We start from the raw sequence: 23,536 nt of genomic DNA, 5'->3' as shown, positions 1-23,536 counted from the left end.
TCGGGTGCCTGGCCGGCTGCCGTCCGAGTCGCGCGGTGCCGCGGGCTCGGTTACGGTTCCGGCGACGTGCCGTGCCGCCACGGGCGTCGCTGTCCACGGTGACGTCCCGGGCCGCGAGCTGCCAGTGAGCCGCGCACCGGCCACCCCTGTGTTTCACAGGTCGAAACATGCGTTTCGCACGACTTCTCCGTGCTTTTGCACACTGGCCGGGCCCCGGCCTGCAGGAGCAGGATTCGGGTCCTCGTTCAATCCTCCCGACTGCCGGCAGGAGAGCCCCATGCGCACAACAGCGGTGGACGTGCGGGTACCGGACGACGGCGGGCCCGCCGCGGCCACGCCCGCTCCTGCCCCGACCCCGGCGTTCCGGCGGCACCTGCGGGCGGAGGTCCACGCGGGCAAGGGCGCCTACCTGTTCTCCGAGCAGGGCGTCATCGCGATGCACGGGGCCAAGATCGAATCGCTGGCGGCCCTGCTCGACGGCACGCACGACCTCGACCGGCTGCTGCGCGGCCGGCCGGGGGGAATGGCCCCGGAGGAGGTCGCCGCGCTGCTGACCCAGCTGGTCGACGCCGGCCTGGTGACGTTGCGCAAGCCGGCCGGGGGCACCCGGCCGGGTGACGAGCGCGCGCTGGCCTACTGGGACGCCTGCGGCATCGACGCCGACGTCGTCGCCGCGCGGCCGGGCACCGCGGCGCTGATCGCGGTGGGCGACAGTGCCGCCGGCACCGACCCCGGCGCCGTCGAGCGGGCGCTGGCCGACGCCGGTATCGAGGTGCTGCCCGCGGACGCCGGCGTCGCCGACCTCTCGATCGTGCTGTGCGCCGACTACCTCGACCCGCGCCTGGCCGTGATCGACGCCGAGCACCGCCGGACCGGGCGGCCCTGGCTGCTCGCGCGCCCGTCCGGGGCCCAGGTGTGGATCGGCCCGGTGCTCCAGCCGGGGGAGGCGTGCTGGCACTGCCTGACGCACCGGCTGTGGGGCCACCGGCACGCCGAGGCGTGCGTGCAGGAAGAACTCGGCCACGCCGGCCCGGCGCACCGCCCGGTGTCGGCGCTGCCGTCGCTGACCGCGGCCGCGGCGCACCTGGTCGCGCTGGAGGCGTCCAAGTGGCTGGCCGGCTACCGCCATCCCGGGCAGCAGTGCGTGTGGACGCTCGACACGCTCGACCTGCAGGGCCGGCTGCACGAGCTGCGCCGCCGCCCGCAGTGCCCGGACTGCGGCGACCCGTCGCTGGTGGCCGGGCGCACGGACCGCCCGGTGGTGCTGCAGCCGGCGAAGAAGGCGACCACCGGCGGTGGCGGGCACCGGACGACCACGCCGGCGGAGATGCTGAGCCGGCACCGCCACCTGGTCAGCCCGGTCACCGGGATCATCAAGGAGATCCGGCCGGACCCGGCCGCGCCGTCGTTCGCCAACGCCTACCGCTCCGGGCCCAACGTCGCCCGGGGGGTCACCGGGATGGCCGCGTTGCGCGCCGGGTTGCGCTGCGAGAACGGCGGCAAGGGCGTCAGCCCGCTCGACGCCGAGGTCAGCGCCCTCTGCGAGGCGGCGGAGCGGTTCTCCGGCAACTTCCAGGGCGACGAGCTCCGCATCCGCGGCTCCTACGCGCAGCTGGGCGAGGAAGCCGTCCACCCCAACGAATGCATGCTCTTCGACGACCGGCAGTACCGCGACCGCGCGGCCTGGAACCGCGCCCACGCGGAGTTCCAGGGGGTCCCCGCGCCGTTCGACCCGGCGGCCGAGGTCGACTGGACGCCGGTGTGGTCGCTCACCGGGCAGCGCCGCCTGCTGCCGACGTCCTACCTGTACTACGGCATCCCGCGGGAGCACGCGACGCCCGGGGTGCGCGCGGACTCGAACGGCGCCGCGGCGGGCAGCAGCCTGGAGGACGCGATCCTGCAGGGCGCGCTGGAGCTCGTCGAACGCGACGCGGTGGCGCTGTGGTGGTACAACCGCACGCCGGTGCCGGGCGTCGACCTCGCGTCCTTCGGTGACCCGTGGCTGGAGGAGATGTCGGCCGGCTACGCGACGCTCGGCCGGGAGCTGTGGGTCCTCGACGTGACGTCCGATCTCGGGATCCCGGTGGCCGTCGCGCTTTCGCGGCGGACCGACGGCCCGCACGAGGACATCATGATGGGCTTCGGCGCCCACCTCGACCCGCGGATCGCGGTGCGCCGGGCGGTGACCGAGCTCAACCAGATGCTGCCCGTCGTGCAGGCCGCGGGCCACGACGTCGACGACCCGGACGCGCGGCGCTGGCTCGCGTACGCCACCGTCGCCAACCAGCCCTACCTGCGGCCCGCGGCCGGGCAGCGGATGCGGGCCGCGGCCGACTTCCCATACGTCAACCGGTCCGACGTCCGCGACGACGTCGAGGCACTGGCCCGGCTGCTCGGCCAAGCGGGTCTCGAGCTGCTCGTGCTCGACCAGACCCGGCCGGACGTCGGGATCCCGGTGGTCAAGGTGCTCGTCCCGGGCCTGCGGCCGTTCTGGGCCCGGTTCGCGCCCGGCCGGCTGTTCGACGTCCCGGTCCGGCTCGGCCGGCTCGACGCGCCGACGCCGTACGAGGGCCTCAACCCGTTCCCGATGTTTCTTTAAGAGTCCCGCGGGAGGCTCAGTGCTCGTTGTTCCGCCCTAGGAGAATACCTTGCTTGCAGACGGCCTGGAGGGCAGTCCGGAGACCGTCCGGCTGTGGTCCCTGAGCGAAGACACCCTGCTGGAAGCGGGGGAGGACGACACGCTCGTCGCGATCACGTGGTGGGGCGAGTACGAGCTGGCGAGCATTCCCGAGGCGGTCCGCGAGTCGCTGAGCCGGCTGCTGCTCGGCCCGGTGTCGATGGCCAACCTGGCTTCCTCGGCGCGCGGTGGCGCCGAAGCCTGGGCCGGCACGCTGCGCCGGGTGCTCAACCGGCTGGCCGGCTCGGTCGTGCACTCGCTCGCGCTCAACGACGGCCGCGGTCCGCTGCTCTCGGCGATCCCGGTCACCCAGTCCCCGGTCTTCCAGGCCGAACCGGTGCCGCCCGGCCGGCAGGTCAAGCTCTCCCGGTTCTCGGCGATGCGCCCGGACGGCGGCGGCCTGCTGCTCGAGTCCCCCCGCGCCCGGTACCGGGTCGCGTTGCTGCGGCCGCCGGCGATGCTCGTGGTCTCGTCGCTGGCCGGTCCGGTCACCGTCGCGCAGGTCGCGGAGACCACCGGGCTGGCCGAGCCGGTCGTGGCCGACATCATCGCGTTCCTGGTGGCCGCGGGGGTGGCGCTGCTGGCCGACGACTGGGCGCGGTTCACCGAGGACACCGACGGTGACCTGGCCGTCTGGTCGCCCGGCGACCTGCTGTTCCACGCCCGGAGCCGGACCTGGCAGAAGGGCGGCCCGACGGACCCGGGGGCGCACCGCGAAGGCGCCGAGCCGCCGGTGGTCAAGCAGACCGCGGCCGGCTCGACCTTCCCGCTGCACCGGCCCAGCCCGGCGATGCTCCAGGCCAACGACCCGACGCTGAGCGAGCTGCTGGAAGACGACCACACCTGCCCCGAGATGACCGAGCGCGCGTTGTCCGCCGAGCAGATCGGGGAGCTGCTCTTCCGCGCCGCGCGGGTGCGCTCGGTCGGCCCGGCGTACCTGCCCGGCGGCCCGGCCCACGAGGCCTCCCAGCGGCCCTACTTCAGCGTCGCCTGCCTGTACGAGCTCGAGATCTACGTCGCGATCAACCGCTGCGTCGGCCTGGCGCGGGGGATCTACCACTACGACCCGCTGTGGCACACCCTGACGCTGACCAACGACGACGCCGGTGGCCTCGACGGCCTGCTCGACCTGGCCATGGTCGGGGCCGGCAGCCACCGCCGGCCGCCGGTGCTGCTGACGATGACCGCGCGGATGTCGCGGATCGCCTGGGTGCTGGGGAACGCCGCGTACGCGACGACGTTGCTGCACGTCGGTGCCCTGCAGCAGGTCCTCTACCTGACCGCGAAGGCGATGGGGCTGGCCGCGCACGCCGTGCCGGTCGACGCCGGGGACCGGGTCGACCGCTCGCTGAAGCTGGAGTGGCCGGCCGAGGTGAGCGTCGGCGAGTGCGTCCTGGATTTCCCGCCGTCGCGGTGACCTCCCGTTTTCCCGGACTTCCCTGTTACCTTGGAGTCTCCGGGATCCAGGGGGTATCTGGGAGGGCTCGTGGTTCAGCCGATACCGATTCGCGGGACGCGGCTCCAGGGGCCGGCCGCCGAGCCGCCTCCCGCGTTCGAGGACGAGCGGTCCGAGACCCGCACGCTCGTGTTCGCCGCACAGGTGGCGGCCGCGATCGGCGTGGCGTCGCTGGCGTCCCTGCCCGTGCTGACCGGCACCCAGCCCGGGCTCGTCCGGCTGGCCGCGCCGGTCTGCGCCGCGGTGCTGGCGGTGGGGTACCTGGCCGGGTTCGGCCGCGGCCGGGTCCGGCGGCCGGTCGTGGTGCTGCTCCTGCAGGCGGTGATCGGCTTGATGCCGTTCGGTGCGTCGTGGAGCGTGGCCGGCGGGTTCTTCGCCGGGAGCGTGCTGCTGACGTTCCGGCCGGTCCTCGCGGTGCCCGGCGCGCTCCTGGCGTGCGCCGGGGCGGCGGTGGTCCCGGCGTTGCCGGGTGGCTCGGTCGCCGCCGGCCTGGCGGGCGCGGTGTCCGCCGGGGTCGCCACGCTCGCCCTGTTCGGGCTGGGCACGGCCGCGCGGCTGGTGGCCGAGCGCGGCGAGCAGGTGCGCGAGCTGAAGCGCCAGGCCATCACCGAGGAACGCAAGCGGTTCTCCAGCGACCTGCACGACCTGCTGGGGATGAGCCTTTCGGCGATCACCCTGAAGGGTGAACTGGTCGACCGCCTCGTGCTCGGCAGGCCGGGCCAGGCCAAGGAGGAGCTCGGCGAGCTGCTGGTGATGTCGCGGCGCGCGCTGGCCGACGTCCGCACGATCGCCGCGGGCTACCGCGACCTGTCGATCGAGGACGAGTGCCGGGCGGCGGCGGCGGTGCTGAGCGCGGCCGGCACCCGGGTGACCGTGGCCCGCTCCGGGCTCGGCGGCCTGCCGCCGCAGGTCGCCACCGTGCTGGCCATGGTGCTGCGCGAAGGGGTGACGAACGTGCTGCGCCACAGCAGCGCGAGCTGGTGCGCGTTCTCCGTCAGCACCGAAGACGGAACGGCCTGGCTGGAGATCGTCAACGACGGCGCCGCGGGCGCAGCCTGCGACGGCGCCGACTCCGGCGCCGGGCTGCGCAACCTCCGCGACCGCGTACAGGCCCTGGACGGCGCCCTGACGACGGAAACCGGCCCGGACGGCACCCACCGCCTGCTGGCCGCGATCCCGGTGCGCTCAGGCCCGCAACTCGCCCGCCGCCGCCGGGCAAGCTGAGCGGCCGAGGTGGGTGGGCGGGCTGAGGTGAGTGGGCGAGCCGATTGCCGGCTGCGCGGGCGGGCTGGGCGGCCGAGTTGAGCACCCGAGCTGAGTCCCCGGCTAAGCGGGCGAGCTGGGTGCCCGGGTTGAGTGGGCGAGTCGAGTGCCTGAGCTAAGTGGACGCGTTGTGCGGTCGGGCTGAGCGCCCGCGCTGAGCGGGCGAGTTGAGTACCCGTGCTGAGTGGCCGAGTTGAGCGGCCGGGCTAAGTGCCCGAGCTAAGTGCCCGGGTTGAGTGGGCGAGCCGAGCACCCGAGCTGAGTGCTCAAGCTGAGCGCCCGAACGCCCGGGCTGCGCTGGCAGGTCGCGCGGGCGAACTGAGCATCCGCACTGAGCGCCCAAGCGGTTCCCGAGGTCCGGTCACATCGGACCGGTCAGAGCCACTCGGCTTCGGTGGCGATGCGGATGGCGTGTACCCGGTTGCGGGCGTTCAGCTTGGTCACCACGGCGGCCAGGTAGTTGCGCACCGTTCCCGCCGAGAGGTACAGCTCCGCGGCGATGTCGGCGACCGTGCGGCCCTTCGCGGCCAGGGACAGGATCTCGAGCTCGCGCGGGGTCAGCGGGCAGTCGTCGGTCTCCCAGGCCGCCAGCGCGAGCTCGCTGTCGATGAACCGGCGTCCTATCGCGACCGAACGGACGGCGTTGGCCAGCTTGTCCGACGGGGCGTCCTTCAGCAGGAAGCCGTTCACCTTGGCGTCCAGCGCCCGGCGCACCGTGCCCGGCCGGCCGAGGCTGGTGAGGATCAGCGTGTGGCAGTCGGGCAGGCTCTCGTGGATCTCGATCGCCGCGGACAGCCCGTCCTTGCCCGGCAGGTCGATGTCGATCACCGCGACGTCGGGCATCGCCGCTTTCGCGGCGGGCAGGATCTGGTCGCCCGAGGACACCTCGGCCACCACTTCGATGTCGGACTCCAGGTTCAGGAGGGCGACCAGGGCGCCGCGAACCATGTGCATGTCCTCGGCCAGCAACACCTTGATCACGCCGGTACCTCGCCCCCCAGTTCAGCGACTCCGTGTGGTGATTGTACGTCATTCGTCCCCGGTGCCGGTGTTTCGCGGACGCCGCTCGATCGTCCGGGTGAGAACGTCCGGAATTCCGCGGTTCCCGCCGGAGCGGACCCGTGACGCGCGAGACCCGCCGTCCGCGCGCTGCGGACGGCGGGTCCACGGCCGGAAAAGCGCGCGTTCAGCTCGCCATCGGCCGGGATATCGCGGGCTGGCGCAGGTCCGGCAGCGCCAGCAGCACGGGCGGGTCGAAACCGTCCCGCGGCCGCATCCGGACGTCCGCCAGGCTCGCGGTGACGCCGCGGTGGATGGTCAGCGGTCCGGTCAGGCCGGTGAAGGGCCGCAGCGCCGTGTCGTCGGGCGCCGTGGTGCCGTAGGCGTGCGACAGCACGAACCACGAGCCGAGCGGGACGTTCGTCAGTGCGTAGGGCCCGGGCCGGGGCAGGATCACGTGCCGGGCCGGCGCGCCCTCGGTGATCCGGGCGGCGAAGAGCCCGATGAACACCGGCCCCACCTCGGCCGGCAGGGGCACCCGCAGCTGGCCCCGGATGGTCGCCTCCGAGCCGGGGCCGGCCTGCCGGTCGGACAGCCGCGGCGCGGTGCCGCCCAGCTGGCGGTAGCCGGACGGCGAGACGCCCACGCTGCCGCTGAACCGCGCGCTGAAGGTGCCGACGCTGTTGTAGCCGACCTGGTGACTGATGTCGGCCACCGAGGTCTCGGTGGTCGCGAGCAGGCGTTTCGCCTCGGCCAGCCGCAAGGCGGACAGGAAGCGGCCGGGCGAGAGCCCGGTGACCCGGAGGAACACCCGGGTGAAGTGGAACTTGCTGAACACGGCCGCACGGGCGAGGTCGTCGATCGTGAGCCGTTCGTCCAAGTGGTTGCGCATGGTCACGATGGCGCGAGCCACAGCTTGCCGGACGATCTCATCCATCGCGGGCCGTCCTTCCGACGTGGGAGCCGCCCTCCGGGCCTTCCAGACGAAGGCATCCGCTGCGGGCACTTGATTTCGACCAAAACTGTAGATCTGCGGACGTCTACTTCTTAAGTGCTCTGTGCACCGGTGCGCGTGGGTTTCGCCGATGGTCGACATGCGTTTCGCACATCCGGGTCCGGCGGCCGCCGGACCGGGTAGTCCAACCATGACGAGATGTGCGTTCTGCACGCTGCGTAGCGGCGGGCCGTGACCGACCGGACGCGGATGGTGACGAAAGCCCTCGGATCGCTCCCGCGTCGATGGTTTGTTAGCCCATTCGGAGTCTCTCCCGAGCCGCGCGGAGCATGTGTAAGCCACAACGGCCCGGTGACACCGGCACTGGTTGTCAACGCATCCCTGAGCGACGATTTGTGGCACGTGGAGAATTCATCTTCGTCACTGGGGAGAACAACAATGACTGCACATGTTTCCGCCGACGTTCGCGCGCTTTTCTCGGATATGGGCATCGAGTTCGACAAGACGGCCACCGACCTGGTGATCGAACAGTTCGGACAGTGGCAAGAGGCCACCTCGGGCAGCCCGGCCCGAACCTGTTTCTGCCGGGCGGACGTCCTGGAAGCCGCCTGAGCGTCGTTTCCGCAGTTCCGCACCCGGCCCGTCGCTTGTGGACCGTCGCACAGTCCACAAGCGGGGCAAGCCGGAAAATTTCCCACCACGCTCGTTCGAGCCTCCGTCACCGGTCACCACAGGTAGCTGTCCGGTTGCGGATAGATCTTTTCCTCGAGTCGTCCCGGTGGGTGCCCGGACATTTCGCGATGCCGGCGCCAGTGGTGCCCGAATGGTGCAACCGATTCCTCGGGCAGAATGTTTAACTGGGGTTCTGGGGAATCGTGAGTGCGGAGGCATCCGTGATCAGAGTGCTCGTCGCAGAGGACATGCACATCGTGCGTGGGGCGCTGGTCGCCCTGCTCCGGCTGGAGCCCGACATCGACGTGGTCGCGGAGGTCGCGTCGGGCCTCGACATCGTGCCGATGGCCCGCGCGAAAGAGGCGCAGGTGGCGGTCATCGACATCGACCTGCCGGGCATGGACGGGCTCACCGCCGCCGGTGAGCTGCACGAACAGGTCCCGGACTGCCGGACGGTCATCCTCACCAGCCTCGGCAGACCCGGGACGCTGCGCCGGGCGCTGGACGCCAAGGTGGGGGGCTTCCTGCTCAAGGACGCGCCCCCGGACAAGCTGGCCAACGCCGTGCGAGGGGTCCTCGCCGGCCGGCGCATGGTCGACGGCGACCTGGCGCTGGCGGCCTGGGACTCGGTGGACTGCCCGCTCACCGCCCGGGAGCTGGACGTCCTGCGGATGACCGCGCAGGGCTTCGGGACGGTCGAGGTGGCCGCCCGGCTCTACTTGTCCGCCGGGACCGTCCGCAACTACCTCACGACGGTCGTCGCGAAGCTCAACGCCCGCAACCGGGTGGACGCGATCCGCATCGCCGAAGAGTCCGGCTGGCTGTGACCGCGGAAAGGTCTGGACCGAATGGTTCAGACCGCGTGGTCCAGACCGGGTGGTTCAGACCGGGACGACGGCCCGCAGCCGGAACCGGCCGTCCGGCTCGATCCCGGCGGTGAGCTTGCCGCCGAGGTCGGTGACCCGGTGGGAGAGGTTGCCGATCCCGCTGCCCGGGGACGCGTCGGCGGGCACGGCGACCGTGCCCGCGAGCCGCGGCGCGGGCACCCCGGCCGCCTGCTCTTCCGAGCGGGTGGCGGGAACGCGGGCGGCGTCCCGCTGGACACCGTCGTTGACGATGTCGAGGCAGATCCCGTTGCCGGTGCGGCGCATCGCGATCTCGCAGCTCTCCACCTTGCTGTGGCGCAGCACGTTCGTGATGCCTTCGCGCAGGACGACGGCCAGTACCGTGCGCACCGTCGTGGGCAATTCGTCTTCGAGCATCTCCATGCGCACCTTGACGTCCGCGGCCACCAGCACGGACTTCGCGGTGCGGGATTCACTGTCGAGGGACAGTTCGCGGTAGCCGCTGGCCACCGACCGGACGTCGGAGAGCGCCTGGCGGGTCAGGCCGAGGACCTCCGTCAGCTCTTCTTCGGCCCGGCCGCGGTCCAGCGGCAGCACCCGGGCGGTCAGCTCGCTCTTCAGCGCGATCGCGGACAGGCTCATGCCGAGCAGGTCGTGCAGGTCGCGGGCGAAGCGCAGGCGTTCCTCGGCGAGGGCCATCTCGGCCAGGCGCCGCCGGGTGCTGTCCAGCTCGGTGACCAGCCGGACCAGCCACAGCAGCCCGAACACGGCCAGCCCGGTCATCACGGTCGCGGCGGTGTAGAACACGGTGGAGGTGATGTCGGCGCCCGAGATCCGCTGGATCTCCGCGTAGGCGGCGATGTTCAGCGCGAAGAACGCCCAGCCCAGCACCGGCGGCAGGACCAGCAGCGCGCTGCCGATCAGCAGCCCGGGCAGGCTGACCCAGTTCTGCCCCAGCGGCAGCAGCGGGAGGTAGATCAGGCAGGCCTGGACGAACAGCATCCCGTAGCTCTGCGCCGAGCGCAGCTGGGTCGTCGGGCGGTTGAAGTAGGAGAACTGCAGGGCGAGCAGCGCCGCGATCGAGCCGACGACCAGGGCCAGGTCCCACGGCTGGTCGGTCAGCTGGAGCTCGTGCACGGTCGCGCCGAAGGCCATCATCGCCATGGTGAGCGGCAGCAGCCTGCGGATCCGCTTCGACTCGATCTGCGTCCGCTGCTCGCCCTCGTGCGGGGTGGGGGTGCCCTGGCGGCCGGGCACGGGCAGCTCGACGCGCAGCCGGAACCGGCCGTCCGCGTCGATCTTCGCGCTCGCGGTGCCGCCGAGCGCGGCGAACTCCCCGGGCAGGCTGGTCAGCCTGCTGTCCGGCGAGAGCGCCGGGGCGTCCGCCGTCATGCCGTCGTTGACGATCTCCAGGGTGACCTTGCCGTCCTGGTGCCGGACGTCGATCTCGCAGTGCTCGACGTCGCTGTAGCGCAGGACGTTCGTGACCCCTTCGCGGAGCACCTTGGCCAGCAGCGTGCGCGTCTGCACCGGCAGGTCACCCTGGTCGAGGTGGATCTGCACGGCGATCTCGGAGCCCGACAGCAGCGATTCGGCCGTCCGGGACTCCTTTTCCAGCGACAGCTCGCGATAGCCGTGGGAGATCGCGCGGACGTCGGACAGGGTGCGCTGGGCGGTGGCGGTGATCTCGGCCAGCTCGGCCTTGGCGCGGTCCACGGACTTCCGCATCAGCCGGTGCGCGAGCTCGCCCTTGAGCGCGATCGCCGACAGGCTCATGCCGAGCAGGTCGTGCAGGTCGCGGGCGAAGGCCAGCCGCTGCTCCGCGACCGCGCGCTGGGCCAGTTCGGTGCGGGCCTCGTGGAGGTTGTGCACCATGCGCGCGAGCCGGGTCAGCAAGTAGAAGACCAGGCTGTAGAACACCGAGCCGGCCGCGTTGTACACGATGCTCAGCGGCGAGGCGTCGAAGAACCAGTAGATCCAGGCGACGCTGAAGAACACCGCGGTCAGTGCCGGCCCGGCGTACCGCGCCGGCAGGGCGAGCAGCACCGCCCCGCCGACGAAGACGGGCATGTCGGCCCACAGCAGCCCGAAGGTCAGGAGGGGGACGTAGGCCAGCACGACCATCACGGCGACCAGGATCAGGCTGGTGGCGGAGTCGTGCCGGACGGCCGGGCGGCTGAACCAGAGCAGCTGGATGGCCAGCAGCCCGCCGATGCCCAGCAGCGCGTAGGCGCCGCGCACGAAGCCGACCGGCCCCGGCAGCAGCAGCAGGTTGACCAGCCCGATCACGCTGAAACCGGCGACGACGGCGACGACGATGGCCGAGGCCAGGTAGGCGGCCAGCCGGGGCCGCCGGTCCGCCGCGGTCGTGCCGCGGGGTTCGGCGGTCACCGAACGTTCGGCGGCAGACTCGAGTGCGGTGACCGGAGACAATCAGGTGCCCCCTCCGGGATCGGCGCGGCGACGTGCCTGCCGGGACGCCCGGTCCGGGCGCGGTGTCGCTCTCTTACGGGTGCTCTTTTACGGCTGATCTTAACGTACCAGAGCACACCGCAAGCGAAGAGAAGCGCGGAACACCGTTCCGACGACGGATTCGGCCGAATGGCCGCCGCGGAGCGGAGAAGACCGGTCAGCGGCCGGCCGGCGCCGGCGGATAGCCGCCCTGCTCCGCGAGCAGGCCCAGGAACCCCAGCCGCGGTACGGTGACCGACCCCATGTGCAGCACCCGCCCGCCGGCCAGCCGGAAGAAGCTCAGCCCGGACTCGTCGTCCCACGAGTCGCCGCCCGCGCCGGGCACGTGCCGGGTCGCCGGGAAGTCGTCGGTGAACGCCGTGCCGGCGGCCGAGTACGCGGGCACGCCCCAGCCGAGGTAGCGCCGGTACTGCTCGACCTTCGCGTAGGGCGCGTGGGAGACGAGCGCCAGCTGCAGGCCGGGTCCGTGCAGGGCGGTGGCGATGTCGGCGAGCGGCACGACGTCCGCCGGGCCGCTGTGGTCGGCCATCGGGTGGTGCACGGCCAGGCGGTCGTGCCTGCCGAACAGCCCGGCCAGGGAGACGAGCCCCCGCGGGCCCTCGAACAGGTGGTGCGCCCCGGCCACGACCCGGGGGCGGTCCAGCTCCAGCACGGTCGGCTTCGTCATGACTCGTCCTCCCTGGCTGCGGTCCCTCTTCGGAGTGTGACCGCGCTGCACGGGCGGGCCCAGCGTTCGCCACCGGAACCGCAAGCTGGGAGACGCGCTCGGCCGCCGTGCCAGATTCCGGCAAAGTCGTTCCAGTGCTTGTCACGCGCTGTCCGGAACGGCCGGCACACCGCCCGGAGCGGCCGACGCGGTGGCGGGAGCGGTCAACACGCCGCCCGCAGTGGCCGGCGCGGCACGCGGCGTCGACGGCGGAACCGCAAGCTGGGAGACGCGCTCCGACGTTCCGGGCGCCGTTCCGGTCGTCGACGTCGTCGCCGGGGCTGCTCGACGGCCGTCGTGCCGGGGTTCCGGGTGGCCCCTAGGCTCTGCGTTCATGGCACGCTATTTCGACCTGCACCCGGAGAACCCGCAGCGCCGGGCGCTCGGCCAGGTCGTCGAGATCCTCCGGCACGACGGGCTGATCGCCTACCCGACCGACTCCTGCTTCGCGCTCGGGTGCCGGCCGGGCAACCGCGCCGGGCTCGACCGCATCCGCACCATCCGCAAGCTGGACCACCGGCACCACTTCACCCTGGTGTGCCAGGACTTCGCGCAGCTGGGCCAGTACGTCCACGTGGACAACGCGGTGTTCCGCGCGATCAAGGCGGCCACCCCGGGCAGCTACACGTTCATCCTGCCCGCCACCAAGGAGGTGCCGCGGCGGCTGATGCACGAGAAGAAGAAGACGGTCGGCGTGCGCATCCCGGACCACCGCGTCACCCAGGCGCTGCTGGCCGAGCTCGGCGAACCGCTGCTCTCGAGCACGCTGCTGCTGCCCGGCTCGGGCGAGCCGATGACGCAGGGCTGGGAGATCAAGGAAGAGCTGGACCACCAGCTGGAAGCGGTGCTCGACTCCGGCGACTGCGGGGTCGAGCCGACCACCGTGGTCGACTTCTCCTCCGGGGAGCCGGAAATCCTGCGCGTCGGCGCGGGCGACCCGGCGCTGTTCGAGTGACGCTTCGAGTGACGCTCAGCCTTCCAGCAGTTCCAGCCACTCGGCCGTGCGCCCGCCGGTGAAGGTCAGCGCGAGGTCTTCGGCGTAGCGGCGGCCGGTCACCAGGAGGCAGAAGTCCTCGGCCGGGCCGGCGACGCGATCGGTGGCGTCCTCCGGCCCGAAGTCCCACCGCGCGCCGGACGGGGCCCGCAGCTCGAACCGGAACTGCTCGGCGGGCGGCGTCGCCTGCCGGCGCAGGTAGGCGCGGTCCCTGGTGCGGACGCCGTAGTAGGCGACGTGGCCGATGGAGTCGTCCCGGCGGGGCCGGACGCCGAACGCGTCGGCGATGTCCTGGCCGGCGGCGAACACCTCGGTCAGCACGGCCGCGGCGAGCACGGACGGGCGCAGCGGGCCGTCGCTCCACGGCAGCTGCTGCTCCTTCGGGGCGGCGGCGAGCAGGGCGGTGGCCTTCCGCTGCTCGAGCAGCCACGTCAGGATCGCCTCGTCGAGCGAGTCGTAGGAGATCTGCGGGGTCACGCCGAACACGCCCGGGTTCTCGACGCTGAGCCGGACCAGCCGCGCGGTCGACGTCAGCCGGGCGAAGTACCCGGTGATGTCGGGTCCCGGACCGGGGCCGCGCCCGTGGCGCTCGGCCAGCTCGGCCAGCGCCTCGGTCTCGGCCTGCAGTTCCGTGAACACGTCGGCCATCGGTGCCACCTCCTGGTGCCGGGAAACCGTGACTGCCCCGGTTCAGGCTGGCAGGCGCGACCGCGATGACTCCACTTCCCGCTTGCGGCGTGGCGGCACGGGCTCCGCGCGCCTCGGCTAGGGTCGGGCCGCGGACCAGGCGCGGTGGCCGAAGGGAGCCGGGACGTGAAGTACCTGCTGGCGATGTACCTGAACCCCGACGTGATGGCGAAGCTGTCCGAGCGGGACATGGACGCGATCACGACCGGGCACGGGGAGTTCATCCGCACGATCCGGGAGTCCGGCGAGATGATCAGCACGCAGGCGCTCGGCCCGGCCGGTGAGACCACCGTCGTGCGCGGGCGCCCGGGCCCGCCCGCGGTCACCGACGGCCCGTTCCTGGAGACCAAGGAATTCCTCGCCGGGTACTACCTCGTGGAGTGCGTGAGCAGGGAACGCGCGGTCGAGCTCGCGGCGATGATCCCGGACACCGCCTTCGACGGCCTCGGCGTCGAGGTGCGCGAGGTCGTCTTCTTCGCCGATGCCGAAGCCGAAGTCCCCATGGCGTGACCGCCGTCGCCGAGGTCCTGCGCCCGCTGGTGCCCTCGGTGCTGGGCGTGCTGGTGCGCCGGTACGGCCGGTTCGACGCGTGCGAGGACGCCGTCCAGGAGGCCCTGCTCGCGGCGAGCGAGCAGTGGCCGGGCGAAGGCGTCCCGGACAACCCGCGCGGCTGGCTGGTCACCGTCGCGTCCCGGCGGCTCACCGACCAGTGGCGCAGCGAGAGCGCACGACGCCGGCGTGAGGAGTCGGCCGCCGCGCGCGAACCGGTCGCCGCGGTACCCGGGCCCGGCGAGGAGCAGCCCGCGAACGCCGACGACACCCTGACCCTGCTGTTCCTGTGCTGCCACGCCGCGGTGTCGCAGCCTTCGCAGGTCGCGCTCACGCTGCGGGCGGTCGGCGGGCTCACCACGGCGCAGATCGCGAAGGCGTTCCTGGTGCCGGAGGCGACCATGACGCGACGCATCACCCGCGCGAAGGAGGCCATCGCCGCCGCGGGCTCGACGTTCGGCGCGCCGTCGCCGGACGACTTCCCGGAGCGGCTGCGCGTCGTCCTCCAGGTGCTCTACCTGATCTTCAACGAGGGTTACACGGCGACGTCGGGGGAGGACCTGCTGCGCGTCGAGCTGACCGCGGAGGCGATCCGGCTGACCCGCGCGGTGCACGCCCTGCGCCCGGACGAGGGCGAGGTGACGGGCCTGCTGGCGCTGATGCTGCTGACCCACGCGCGGCGGGCGGTGCGCACCGGCCCGGACGGCGAGCTGGTGCCGCTGCCCGAACAGGACCGCGGCCGGTGGGACGCGGCGATGATCGCCGAGGGCGCCGGGCTGATCCGGTCCGCGCTCGGCCGCGGACCGGTCGGGCCGTACCAGGTGCAGGCGGCGATCGCGGCGCTGCACGACGAGGCGCCCAGCACCGAGGAGACCGACTGGCCGCAGATCGTCGAGCTCTACGGCGTGCTGGGCGAGCTGATGCCGAGCCCGGTGGTGACCGTGAACCTCGCGGTCGCCCTCGCCCAGGTGCTGGGGCCCGACGCCGGCCTGGCCGTGCTCGACGAGCTCGACGGCGCGCCCGGCGTCGGTGCCCGGGCCGACGCCGTGCGGGCCCACCTGCTCGAACGCGCCGGTGACCCGGCCGCCGCGCGCGAGCACTACCTCCGGGCCGCGGACCGGACCGACAGCGGGCCGGAACGCCGGTACCTGCGGGCCCGTGCGGACCGGGCCGGCCGGGCGGAACCCCGGCCCTGACCCGGTCGCCGGGTCAGCGGACGACGATGCCGGTCGCCGGCTCCGGTGCCGCGGGGATGTGGAACAGCTGCGCGAACATCTCGAGGTCCGCGACGGCCCCTTCGATGCCGAGCTTGCCGGTGCGGGTCGCGTCGGCGGCGGTCAGCCGGCCGCTCATCAGGTCCAGCAGCGCGGTGCCGGCCGCCGCCTCGATCACCAGCTCGGCCCCGGGGAAGCGGCCCTCGCCGACCTTGACCGCGCCGTTCTCGACCAGCGCGTGCACGATCATCCGGTCGTCGTAGCGGATCTCGAAGTTGATCTGCACGTTCTCCGCGGCGTCGGAGCGGAACGTGGTGTAGAGCGACAGGATCGCCGCGTCCAGGGTGAACACCTCGTCGGCCTTCGGGGCGTTCAGCGAGCGGGCGCCCCAGAGCCCGAGGTCGAGCACGATGTGGTCGAGCTCGCTGCCGTACTGGGTCAGCTCGTAGACCAGACCGGCGTCGAGCTCGGCGCGGACGCGGCGGCGGAGCACGCCGGCGGCCTCCAGGTCGTTGAGCCGGGCCGACAGGATCGACGGCGGGATCTTCGGCAGACCGGCCTGCAGCTCGTCGTAGCGCTTCGCGCCGAGCACCAGATCACGGATGATCAGCAGCGACCAGCGCTCGCCGACGAGCTCGAGTGCGCGGGCGATGCCGCAGAACTGTCCATAGGTACGCGTGTGCGGAGCAGACATCGGACTTCCTCACTTCGTTCTCGGGCGTGCGACGGAAACGGCCGGAGCCGGGCAAAGCGGTGGGTCAGCGGTGATCCCCTTCGGAGATCAGCTCGCGGTGCAGCACCTGGAGGTCGTCACACGGCTCGACACCCAGTTCGCCGGCCAGCCGCGACCGCAGCCGGCGGTAGACGGCCATCGCGTCGGACCGGCGGCCGCTGCGGCCGAGCACGCGCATCAGCTGGCCGTGCAGTGCTTCGTCCAGCGGGCTGCCGGTGGCGAGCGACCGCAGCTCGCCGATCAGCTCGCGGTGCTTGCCGCTGATGATCTCCGCTTCGATCCGCAGGTGCAGCACGCTGCGCCGCTGCTCCAGCAGTTCCGTGCGGTAGGCCGACAACACCGGTCCACAGTGGACGTTCGCCAGCGGCGGCCCGGACCAGAGGTCGAGCGCCGCCCGGTAGGCGTCGGCCGCCGCGGCGTGGCGCCCGGCGTCCTGGTGCTCGTGGCCGAGCTGCTGCAGCCGGATGAACCGGTGGGTGTCCACTCGCGTCGGGTCGATGTAGAAGGTGTAGCCGGACTGCTTGGTGGCCAGCATCTTCTCGCCGTCGGCGGCCAGCCCGTTCTGGTCGATGCACCGGCGGAGGTGGTAGACGTAGGTGTGCAGCGTCGTGCGCACCGTCCGCGGCGGGTTGTCCGACCAGAGCTCCCGGATGAGCGTGTCGATGTGTACCATCTTGCCCGGGCGCAGCACGAGCACGGCGAGCAGCTGCAGCACCTTGGGCGTGGTCGGCGCGTAGTCGACCCCGCCACGCAGCACTTCCAGCGGCCCCAGGACGGTGAACGTCACCCCGGTGTCGTCCGGCGGTGGCGGCGATTCGGAGTACATGACTGGCCTCCAGCGTATTCAGTGCGCCCCCGCACTCCCCAGTGGTGCCGCTCGTGTCGCGGGACGGCCGACACCGAGCTTCTCCCTGAATGTGACAGAGAGCCGGACCGGCGGCCAGTGAGGCACCCACCAGAGTCGAGGTGCGTTTGTCGGGTGCTCACGTGCGTCACGCAGGTTCGCGGTGTGCGTTTCGCACGGTCCGCCATTCGGCCTACCCTGGTCGTCCGTTTTCGCGGGTGTCCGCCGGAACGGACCAGGCACGGGCGCGCCGGGCCCGCCCACTCCACGCGTGCGGGCGTCCCGCACCTCCGCGCCGTGCGTTCCACACGGTCCGGTCGATGTGGATTCCCCGTGGCCGCCCGGACGCCGTCCGGCCGAGTGCGTTTCGCCTGGTAGGCCTCGACCGCTCGTCAATCGAACTGCAAGCAGCGGCGTCTTCCCTGGGCACCAGGAGAACTGCCATCAGGGGAATTCGAGGTTGGACGCATGATGTTGCGGTCTATAGCTGCTGTCGGATACGAGAGCGAATTCGACGATGAGCCCCGGGCACCGGCCATCGAGCGTGTGGAGAAGTCGGTCCGGCCCGCGGTGCTGCAGGCGATTTCCATGATCCAGGAGCGCTACTACGAGCCCATCACGCTCGGGGACCTGGCCTCCGAGGTGTTCGTCAGCCGGTTCCACTTCTCCCGGATGTTCGCCCACGCCACCGGCGTGACGCCGGGCCGGTTCCTGACGGCCGTGCGCCTGTTCGAGGCGAAGCGGCTGCTGCTGACGACGTCGCTGAACGTCTCCGACATCGTGTGCAGCGTCGGCTACAGCAGTGTCGGCACGTTCACCAGCCGGTTCTCGCGGGCGGTCGGGCTGACCCCGACGCAGTACCGCGAACCGCAGGTGGCCGAGCTGCTCGTAGCGATTTCGCCGACGCTGCAACGGCTTCCGCCGCTGCGCACGCTGCGTGCGGCCGGTCGCAGCTGTGCTTCGCTGCAGTCGGGCACGGGTGTGCTGTCGATGCGGCTGGACATGCCGGGCGACGCCGCGCCCGCGGACACCCTCGTCGGGCTCTTCGCCGACCCGGTGCCCCAGTGCGGTCCGGTCGCCTTCGGCGGCTCGGCCGGCATGAGCTCGGGTGAGCTGACCATCCACGGCGTGCCCGCGGGGCGGTGGACGGCGATCGCCGTCGCGCAGCACCAGCCGGGCCTGGGCGGGCCGCGCTTCTCGATCGGCTACTCGACGGTGACCGTGACGGCGGAGGGCCTGTCCACCGGCCGGGTGGGCCTGCGCGCGCCGGCCGCGACCGACGCGCCGATCGCGATCACCCTGGCCTCGAAGCAGTCGCCGTTCACCCAGCGCATGCGCGCCGCTCAGCACCCGCACCTGCGCGCCGTCGCCTGATCCGCCGGAGAGAAGAGGACGACCACGTCATGTCCACGGTAATCGGAGTCCTCCGGAAGCGGTTCCTGGCTCCTTCACTGGCTTCGGTCGGGTTCGCCGAGCGCGGCTTCCCGGTCACCCACACCGACGCGACGGCCCGGCTGGAGGCGGTGCCGCAAGCGGTCGTGTGCGGGTTCGAATGGGCCATCGAAGGTGCGCCGCTGTGGGAGATCGAGCGCCGGCTGGCGCTGGTCGAGCCCGAACAGCGCGGCTTCGCCTACGAAGGCGCGACGATGGGCTACACGATCCTCGACGCCATGCCGGGCGGCGGCCGCGACCGCACCCGCGCACTGCTGGAAGGGCCGGGTCGCCCGCACATCTTCCTGACCTACATCGGGATCGGCTTCGCCATGGCGCGGCTGCCGCGGCCACTGTGGAAGAACATCCTGCCCGAGTTGACCGGGGTGGCCTACCACCCGGTGATGAGCTGGCTCGCCGTCGACGGCTACGGCTTCGACCGCGCCTACTTCGACACGGACAAGTGGGTGGGCGAGCAGGCGGACCCGGTGCCCTACCCGTGGGCGGGCCGGCCGGAGTACTTCGGCCGGGCGTTCGACCAGGGGGTCGGCCGCGCGCTGTGGTTCATCAACGGCGGGAACTCCGACGCCGTGGCCGAAGCGGTCGGGCGGTTCGCCGAGGCCCGCCGGGCGGACCTGTGGAGCGGGGTCGGGCTGGCCTCGACGTTCGCCGGCGGCAGTGACCAGTCCGGTCTGGCCCGGCTGCGCCACGCCGCGGGGGAGCACTACGACCAGCTCGCGCTCGGCGTCGTGTTCGCGGTGAAGGCCCGCACCTACGCCGGGTACGTGCCCGCGCACACCCACCTCGCCGCCGGCGTGCTCACCGACCTCGCGGTCGGGCAGCTGCAGGCCATCTCCGACCGGACGGAGGCGGTCGGCGACGACGGCGGCCCGCTCCCGCGCTACGAGCTCTGGCGGGCCGCGATCCGGGCGGAATTCCGGCCGCACGCACACCGAGCGGCGAGCTGAATCCGCGCCCCGGCAATCCGGCGGCAACGGTGGAGTAGACCGTCCGGAGTGGAATCTGTGACAGTTGATTCGAGTATCGGAAGATGTTCGTAGCCCGAAAGGGGAATGCGGTGGGCGACGGTTGGCGCGCATTGAGGCGCCGGATCCTGACACCGGACGACTCGGAGACGTCGCTGGACAAGCGTGGTTTCCACAAGAAGAGCCCGCAGGCTCAGGAACTGCTGGAAACGGTGGGGAAGAAATTCCTGCTCGGCTACGCGCACGCCGTCGAGTCCCGCAACCCCGCGCAGTGCGAGGAATGGCTGGAACGCATTCCGGTGCAGTTCCGCGGATTCGCCTACGAGGGCGCGGGAATGGGCTACGCGATGCTCGACGGGCTGCCTTTCGGCGGCCGGCGGCACGTCGACGACTTCATCGCCGGTCCGGGCGGAGCGCGGCAGCACTACATCATCCTGGTCGGCGCCGGCTGGGCGATGGCGCGGCTGCCGCGCTTCGCCTGGCCGAAGGCCGACCGGTTCGACCCGCTGCTGCGGTGGCTGGTGCTCGACGGCTACGGCTTCCACCAGGCGTACTTCAAGACCGAGAAGTACGTCCGGCAGCAGTACCAGGAGCCGGGCTTTCCCTGGCCGGCCAAGGAATACAGCGGTTACGCGCTGCGGGCCGTCGACCAGGGCATCGGCCGGGCGCTGTGGTTCATCTGCGGCACGGACGTCGACCTGGTGACGAAGACCATCGCCGGGTTCGACCCGGCTCGCCACGGTGACCTCTACGCCGGGGTCGGCCTCGCCTCGACCTACGCCTGCGGCGTCAAGGAAGACGAGCTGACCGAGCTGGCCCGCCGCGCGGGCGAGCACCGCGGGCAGCTCGCCCAGGGGAGTGCGTTCGCGGCCGACGCGCGGGTGACCGCGGGCCTGCTGCTCCCGGAGACCGAGGTCGCCACCCGGGCGATCTGCGGCCTGCCCGCCGAGCGCGCCGCGGCGATCACCCGGGAGGTGTGGCCGGCGACTGTCGTCGACGGCGAGCTCCCGGCGTTCGAGACCTGGCGGCAGCGGATCGCCGATGAAGTGCTGACTCACGGAGGAGTGAACAAATGACCGCGACCTCGCGCTGGCTGCGCCGGCAGCTGGCGGGCATCGTGGCGATCGCGCTGGTGCTGACGATGTTCTTCGTCGCGCGCCTGCCGACCGTCTCGGCCGCCGAGCAGGACCAGCTGGCAGCCAACTTCCACTTCACACCGATGACGATCGCGCTGCCCGCCGCGGCGAAGTCGCAGAACGTCCGGACGCTGAACAAGCAGTACGAGGCCATCTCGGCCTGGATGTCCTCGACCGGCGCCGGCATCGCGATGAACGACCTCGACGGTGACGGCCTGGCCAACGACATCTGCCTGGTCGACCCGCGCAGCGACCAGGTCGTCGTCACGCCGGTGCCGGGCCAGGGCCAGGAGCGCTACGCGCCGTTCGCGCTCGACCCGGCGCCGCTGCCGACGTGGGACTACATGGCCCCGATGGGCTGCGTCCCCGGCGACTTCAACGAAGACGGCCGGATGGACGTCATGGTCTACTACTGGGGGCGCACGCCGGTCGTGTTCCTGCAGAAGGCCGGCGCCACCAAGCTGGCTCCCGCGGCGTTCCAGCCGACCGAGCTCGTGCCGGGCAACCTGCGCGGCGCCGACGGCAAGTACAACGGCCCGCTGTGGAACACCAACGCGGCCACCATCGGCGACTTCGACGGCGACGGCCACGTGGACGTCTTCATCGGCAACTACTTCCCGGACAGCAAGGTCCTGGACCCGAACGCCGACGGCGGCATCACGATGAACCAGTCGATGTCGCACGCGACGAACGGCGGCGGCAAGTTCATCTACCGCTGGACCGGGGCCACCGCGGGGACGAACCCGTCGGTGTCCTTCGTGGACGCGTCGACGAGCATCCCGGCCAACGCCCGCACCGGCTGGTCGCTGGGCGCCAGCGCCACCGACATCGACGCCGACGGCCTGCCGGAGCTCTACATCGCCAACGACTTCGGGCACGATCACCTGCTCTACAACAAGTCCAAGCCGGGCGCCATCGAGTTCGGCGAGGTCACCGGGGTCCGCGGGATCGCCGACCCGAAGTCGAAGGTGCTCGGGAACGACTCGTTCAAGGGCATGGGCGTCGACTTCGGCGACTTCAACCACGACGGGCTGTACGACATCTTCGTCAGCAACATCACGACCTCGTGGGGTGTCGAGGAGTCGAACTACCAGTTCGTGAACACCGCCAAGGACCTCACGGACCTGCGCGGCCAGCTGCAGAAGGGCGTGGCACCGTTCCACGACGAGAGCGGCGAGACGCGCACGGCGTGGTCCGGCTGGGGCTGGGACCCGAAGATCGAGGACTTCAACAACAGCGGTGACGTCCAGATCGCGCAGGCCACCGGCTTCATCAAGGGGCAGGTCAACCGCTGGCCGCAGCTGCAGGAGCTGGCCGTGGCCAACGACGGCATGACGTCGAACCCGTTCTGGTGGCCGAACGCCCGTCCCGGTGACGACCTCGCCGGCGACCAGACGCTGCACTTCTTCGTGAAGCGCACGGACGGCACCTACGTCGACCTCGCGCCGAAGCTGGGCCTGGCCGTCCCGGTGCCCACCCGCGGCATCGGCGTCGGCGACGCGGACGGCGACGGACTGCCCGACTTCGCCGTCGCACGGCAGTGGGAGCAGCCGATCTACTACCACAACGACAGCCCGAAGACCGGCAAGTTCCTGCAGCTGAAGCTGACCACCGATGCCCCCGTGGCGCCGGGGCCCCTGCCGTCGGCCGGTTCGCCGGCGATCGGCGCCGAGGCCACCGTGACCACGGCGGACGGCAAGAAGTACGTGGGCCGCGTCGACGGCAGCAGCGGGCACTCCGGCCGCCGCAGCTTCGACGTCCAGATCGGGCTGGGTGCGGACGTCACCGGTCCGCTCGCGGTGCACCTGCTCTGGCGGGACCGCACCGGGAAGCCGCACACGCAGGACCTGAAGCTCGCACCGGGCTCCCACTCGTTCCAGCTCGGCACCCAGGCGAAGGAAGAGAAGTGACGTCATGGTGACGCCCATAACGACCAAAGTGGACACTGCACCGCCGAAGCGGACCAACAAGGTCATCACGGCCCTGCGCCGCTTCGCCATCTCGATCACGATCTTCAACATCCTCGGTTACACCGTGCTCGGGTTCGAGCAGCCGTGGATCTTCCCGTTCGTCGCGCTGGCGGTCTCCTACACCACGGAAATCGTGCTGGAGACCATCAACGCCCGCGTGACGAACCGGCCCGTCCGCTACCGCGGCGGCGGGTTCAAGGGCCTGGTGGAGTTCCTGTTCCCGGCGCACATCACCGCGCTGGCCCTGAACATGCTGACCTACGTCAACGACCACATCTGGGCGATGATCTTCGGTGTCATCGTCGCGGTCGGTACCAAGTGGGTGCTGCAGGCACCGGTGTTCGGCCGGATGCGGCACTACATGAACCCGTCGAACTTCGGCATCACCGTGATGCTGCTGGTGTTCCCGTGGGTCAACATGACGCCGCCGTACCACTTCTCGGAGAAGGTCGACACCTGGATCGGCTGGCTGATCGTGGCCGTCATCCTGATCTCGGGCACGGTGCTCAACTCGCTGCTGACCGGCCGGATGTGGCTGATCGGGGGCTGGCTGTCGTTCTTCGTCATCCAGGCCGTCCTGCGCGGGGTGCTCTTCGGCACGGCCATCCCCGGCGCGCTGGCGATGGGCACCGGGATCGCGTTCGTGCTCTACACGAACTACATGGTGACCGACCCGGGCACCACGCCGTCGAAGCCGGCTTCGCAGTTCGCCTTCGGCGCCGGTGTCGCGATGATGTACGGCTTCTTCACCGCCGCGCACATCGCCTACGGGTTGTTCTTCGCCACCGCGTCGGTGTGCCTGATCCGCGGGCTCTTCCTGTGGGGCCTGCACTTCTCGAACAAGTCGCGGATCAAGTTCGAGGCCGAGCAGGCCGCGCAGAAGGCGAAGCTCACCGCGGCACCGCCCGTCCCGGCCGGTGACGAGAAGCCGCTCGCGGCGTGATCCC

The 23,536-nt window shown here is 71.7% G+C and carries 20 protein-coding genes; 13 read left to right on the top strand and 7 right to left on the bottom strand.

The window, feature by feature from the left end; translation table 11 throughout:
• The first annotated feature begins 277 nt into the window (after positions 1 to 277).
• The 3 genes from OG439_RS26205 (at position 278) to OG439_RS26195 (ending at position 5,357) form a co-directional block, all read left to right on the top strand.
• Complete coding sequence (locus OG439_RS26205; protein WP_326943484.1) at positions 278 to 2,599, top strand: TOMM precursor leader peptide-binding protein; 2,322 nt, start codon at positions 278 to 280, stop codon at positions 2,597 to 2,599.
• A gap of 49 nt (positions 2,600 to 2,648) precedes the next feature.
• On the top strand, positions 2,649 to 4,094 hold the full coding sequence (locus OG439_RS26200; protein ID WP_326943483.1) for a SagB/ThcOx family dehydrogenase: 1,446 nt from the start codon (positions 2,649 to 2,651) through the stop codon (positions 4,092 to 4,094).
• 69 nt (positions 4,095 to 4,163) lie between these two features.
• Positions 4,164 to 5,357 carry a sensor histidine kinase gene (locus OG439_RS26195; protein WP_326943482.1) on the top strand — a complete coding sequence of 398 codons (1,194 nt, stop codon included), beginning with the start codon at positions 4,164 to 4,166 and terminating at the stop codon, positions 5,355 to 5,357.
• Between the two features lie 414 nt (positions 5,358 to 5,771).
• Here the strand turns inward: OG439_RS26195 and OG439_RS26190 are convergent, their stop codons facing one another.
• Together OG439_RS26190 and OG439_RS26185 are read right to left on the bottom strand one after the other, a co-directional pair.
• The gene (locus tag OG439_RS26190) at positions 5,772 to 6,377 is read right to left on the bottom strand and encodes a response regulator transcription factor (protein WP_256475271.1); all 606 of its coding nucleotides are present in this window, start codon (positions 6,375 to 6,377) and stop codon (positions 5,772 to 5,774) included.
• A 205-nt stretch (positions 6,378 to 6,582) separates the two neighbouring features.
• Positions 6,583 to 7,332 (bottom strand): AraC family transcriptional regulator, encoded by a 750-nt coding sequence (locus tag OG439_RS26185; RefSeq protein ID WP_326943481.1) that lies wholly within the window; start codon positions 7,330 to 7,332, stop codon positions 6,583 to 6,585.
• 369 nt (positions 7,333 to 7,701) lie between these two features.
• Between OG439_RS26185 and OG439_RS26180 the strand changes: the two genes are divergently transcribed.
• On the top strand, positions 7,702 to 7,962 hold the full coding sequence (locus OG439_RS26180) for a hypothetical protein (protein WP_326943480.1): 261 nt from the start codon (positions 7,702 to 7,704) through the stop codon (positions 7,960 to 7,962).
• A gap of 281 nt (positions 7,963 to 8,243) precedes the next feature.
• A complete protein-coding gene (locus tag OG439_RS26175) occupies positions 8,244 to 8,849 on the top strand; it encodes a response regulator transcription factor (RefSeq protein ID WP_247055533.1) in 606 nt (201 codons plus the stop codon).
• 54 nt (positions 8,850 to 8,903) lie between these two features.
• Here OG439_RS26175 and OG439_RS26170 read toward each other — a convergent pair whose 3' ends face one another.
• Both OG439_RS26170 and OG439_RS26165 read right to left on the bottom strand, forming a co-directional pair.
• Positions 8,904 to 11,300 (bottom strand): sensor histidine kinase, encoded by a 2,397-nt coding sequence (locus OG439_RS26170; protein WP_442792222.1) that lies wholly within the window; start codon positions 11,298 to 11,300, stop codon positions 8,904 to 8,906.
• 196 nt (positions 11,301 to 11,496) lie between these two features.
• Positions 11,497 to 12,006 (bottom strand): DUF899 family protein, encoded by a 510-nt coding sequence (locus tag OG439_RS26165; protein WP_326943478.1) that lies wholly within the window; start codon positions 12,004 to 12,006, stop codon positions 11,497 to 11,499.
• A 373-nt stretch (positions 12,007 to 12,379) separates the two neighbouring features.
• On the opposite strand from OG439_RS26165, the gene OG439_RS26160 reads away from it, so the two are divergent.
• Positions 12,380 to 13,000 carry an L-threonylcarbamoyladenylate synthase gene (locus OG439_RS26160; RefSeq protein ID WP_247055530.1) on the top strand — a complete coding sequence of 207 codons (621 nt, stop codon included), beginning with the start codon at positions 12,380 to 12,382 and terminating at the stop codon, positions 12,998 to 13,000.
• Positions 13,001 to 13,015: 15 nt separating this feature from the next.
• Here OG439_RS26160 and OG439_RS26155 read toward each other — a convergent pair whose 3' ends face one another.
• Positions 13,016 to 13,687, bottom strand: coding sequence for a maleylpyruvate isomerase family mycothiol-dependent enzyme (locus tag OG439_RS26155; protein WP_326943477.1), 672 nt, complete (start codon positions 13,685 to 13,687; stop codon positions 13,016 to 13,018).
• Between the two features lie 165 nt (positions 13,688 to 13,852).
• Between OG439_RS26155 and OG439_RS26150 the strand changes: the two genes are divergently transcribed.
• Both OG439_RS26150 and OG439_RS26145 read left to right on the top strand, forming a co-directional pair.
• Positions 13,853 to 14,236, top strand: a complete 384-nt coding sequence (locus OG439_RS26150; RefSeq protein ID WP_326943476.1) for a YciI family protein — start codon at positions 13,853 to 13,855, stop codon at positions 14,234 to 14,236.
• Positions 14,233 to 15,471, top strand: coding sequence for an RNA polymerase sigma factor (locus tag OG439_RS26145; RefSeq protein WP_326943475.1), 1,239 nt, complete (start codon positions 14,233 to 14,235; stop codon positions 15,469 to 15,471). The genes OG439_RS26150 and OG439_RS26145 overlap by 4 nt, the downstream gene beginning before the upstream one ends.
• Before the next feature lie 13 nt (positions 15,472 to 15,484).
• Here OG439_RS26145 and OG439_RS26140 read toward each other — a convergent pair whose 3' ends face one another.
• Both OG439_RS26140 and OG439_RS26135 read right to left on the bottom strand, forming a co-directional pair.
• Positions 15,485 to 16,183: a helix-turn-helix domain-containing protein gene (locus OG439_RS26140; protein WP_326943474.1), complete on the bottom strand. Its 699-nt coding sequence runs from the start codon at positions 16,181 to 16,183 to the stop codon at positions 15,485 to 15,487.
• Between the two features lie 64 nt (positions 16,184 to 16,247).
• Positions 16,248 to 17,048, bottom strand: a complete 801-nt coding sequence (locus OG439_RS26135) for an AfsR/SARP family transcriptional regulator (protein ID WP_247055522.1) — start codon at positions 17,046 to 17,048, stop codon at positions 16,248 to 16,250.
• A gap of 564 nt (positions 17,049 to 17,612) precedes the next feature.
• On the opposite strand from OG439_RS26135, the gene OG439_RS26130 reads away from it, so the two are divergent.
• From OG439_RS26130 to OG439_RS26110, 5 genes are all read left to right on the top strand, one after another.
• Positions 17,613 to 18,440, top strand: a complete 828-nt coding sequence (locus tag OG439_RS26130; protein ID WP_442788295.1) for a helix-turn-helix transcriptional regulator — start codon at positions 17,613 to 17,615, stop codon at positions 18,438 to 18,440.
• 29 nt (positions 18,441 to 18,469) lie between these two features.
• On the top strand, positions 18,470 to 19,465 hold the full coding sequence (locus OG439_RS26125) for a DUF1702 family protein (RefSeq protein WP_326943473.1): 996 nt from the start codon (positions 18,470 to 18,472) through the stop codon (positions 19,463 to 19,465).
• Positions 19,466 to 19,548: 83 nt separating this feature from the next.
• Positions 19,549 to 20,559: a DUF1702 family protein gene (locus OG439_RS26120; protein WP_326943472.1), complete on the top strand. Its 1,011-nt coding sequence runs from the start codon at positions 19,549 to 19,551 to the stop codon at positions 20,557 to 20,559.
• Positions 20,556 to 22,529, top strand: coding sequence for a CRTAC1 family protein (locus tag OG439_RS26115; RefSeq protein ID WP_326943471.1), 1,974 nt, complete (start codon positions 20,556 to 20,558; stop codon positions 22,527 to 22,529). The genes OG439_RS26120 and OG439_RS26115 overlap by 4 nt, the downstream gene beginning before the upstream one ends.
• A gap of 4 nt (positions 22,530 to 22,533) precedes the next feature.
• A complete protein-coding gene (locus OG439_RS26110; protein WP_326943470.1) occupies positions 22,534 to 23,532 on the top strand; it encodes an enediyne biosynthesis protein in 999 nt (332 codons plus the stop codon).
• Positions 23,533 to 23,536 lie beyond the last annotated feature (4 nt).

Origin of the sequence: Amycolatopsis sp. NBC_01307 (assembly GCF_035975215.1) — a bacterium.
GTDB lineage: Bacteria > Actinomycetota > Actinomycetes > Mycobacteriales > Pseudonocardiaceae > Amycolatopsis.
The sequence above is the reverse complement of the archived record's forward strand: the minus strand, read 5'-3'. Positions and strand labels throughout refer to the sequence as shown.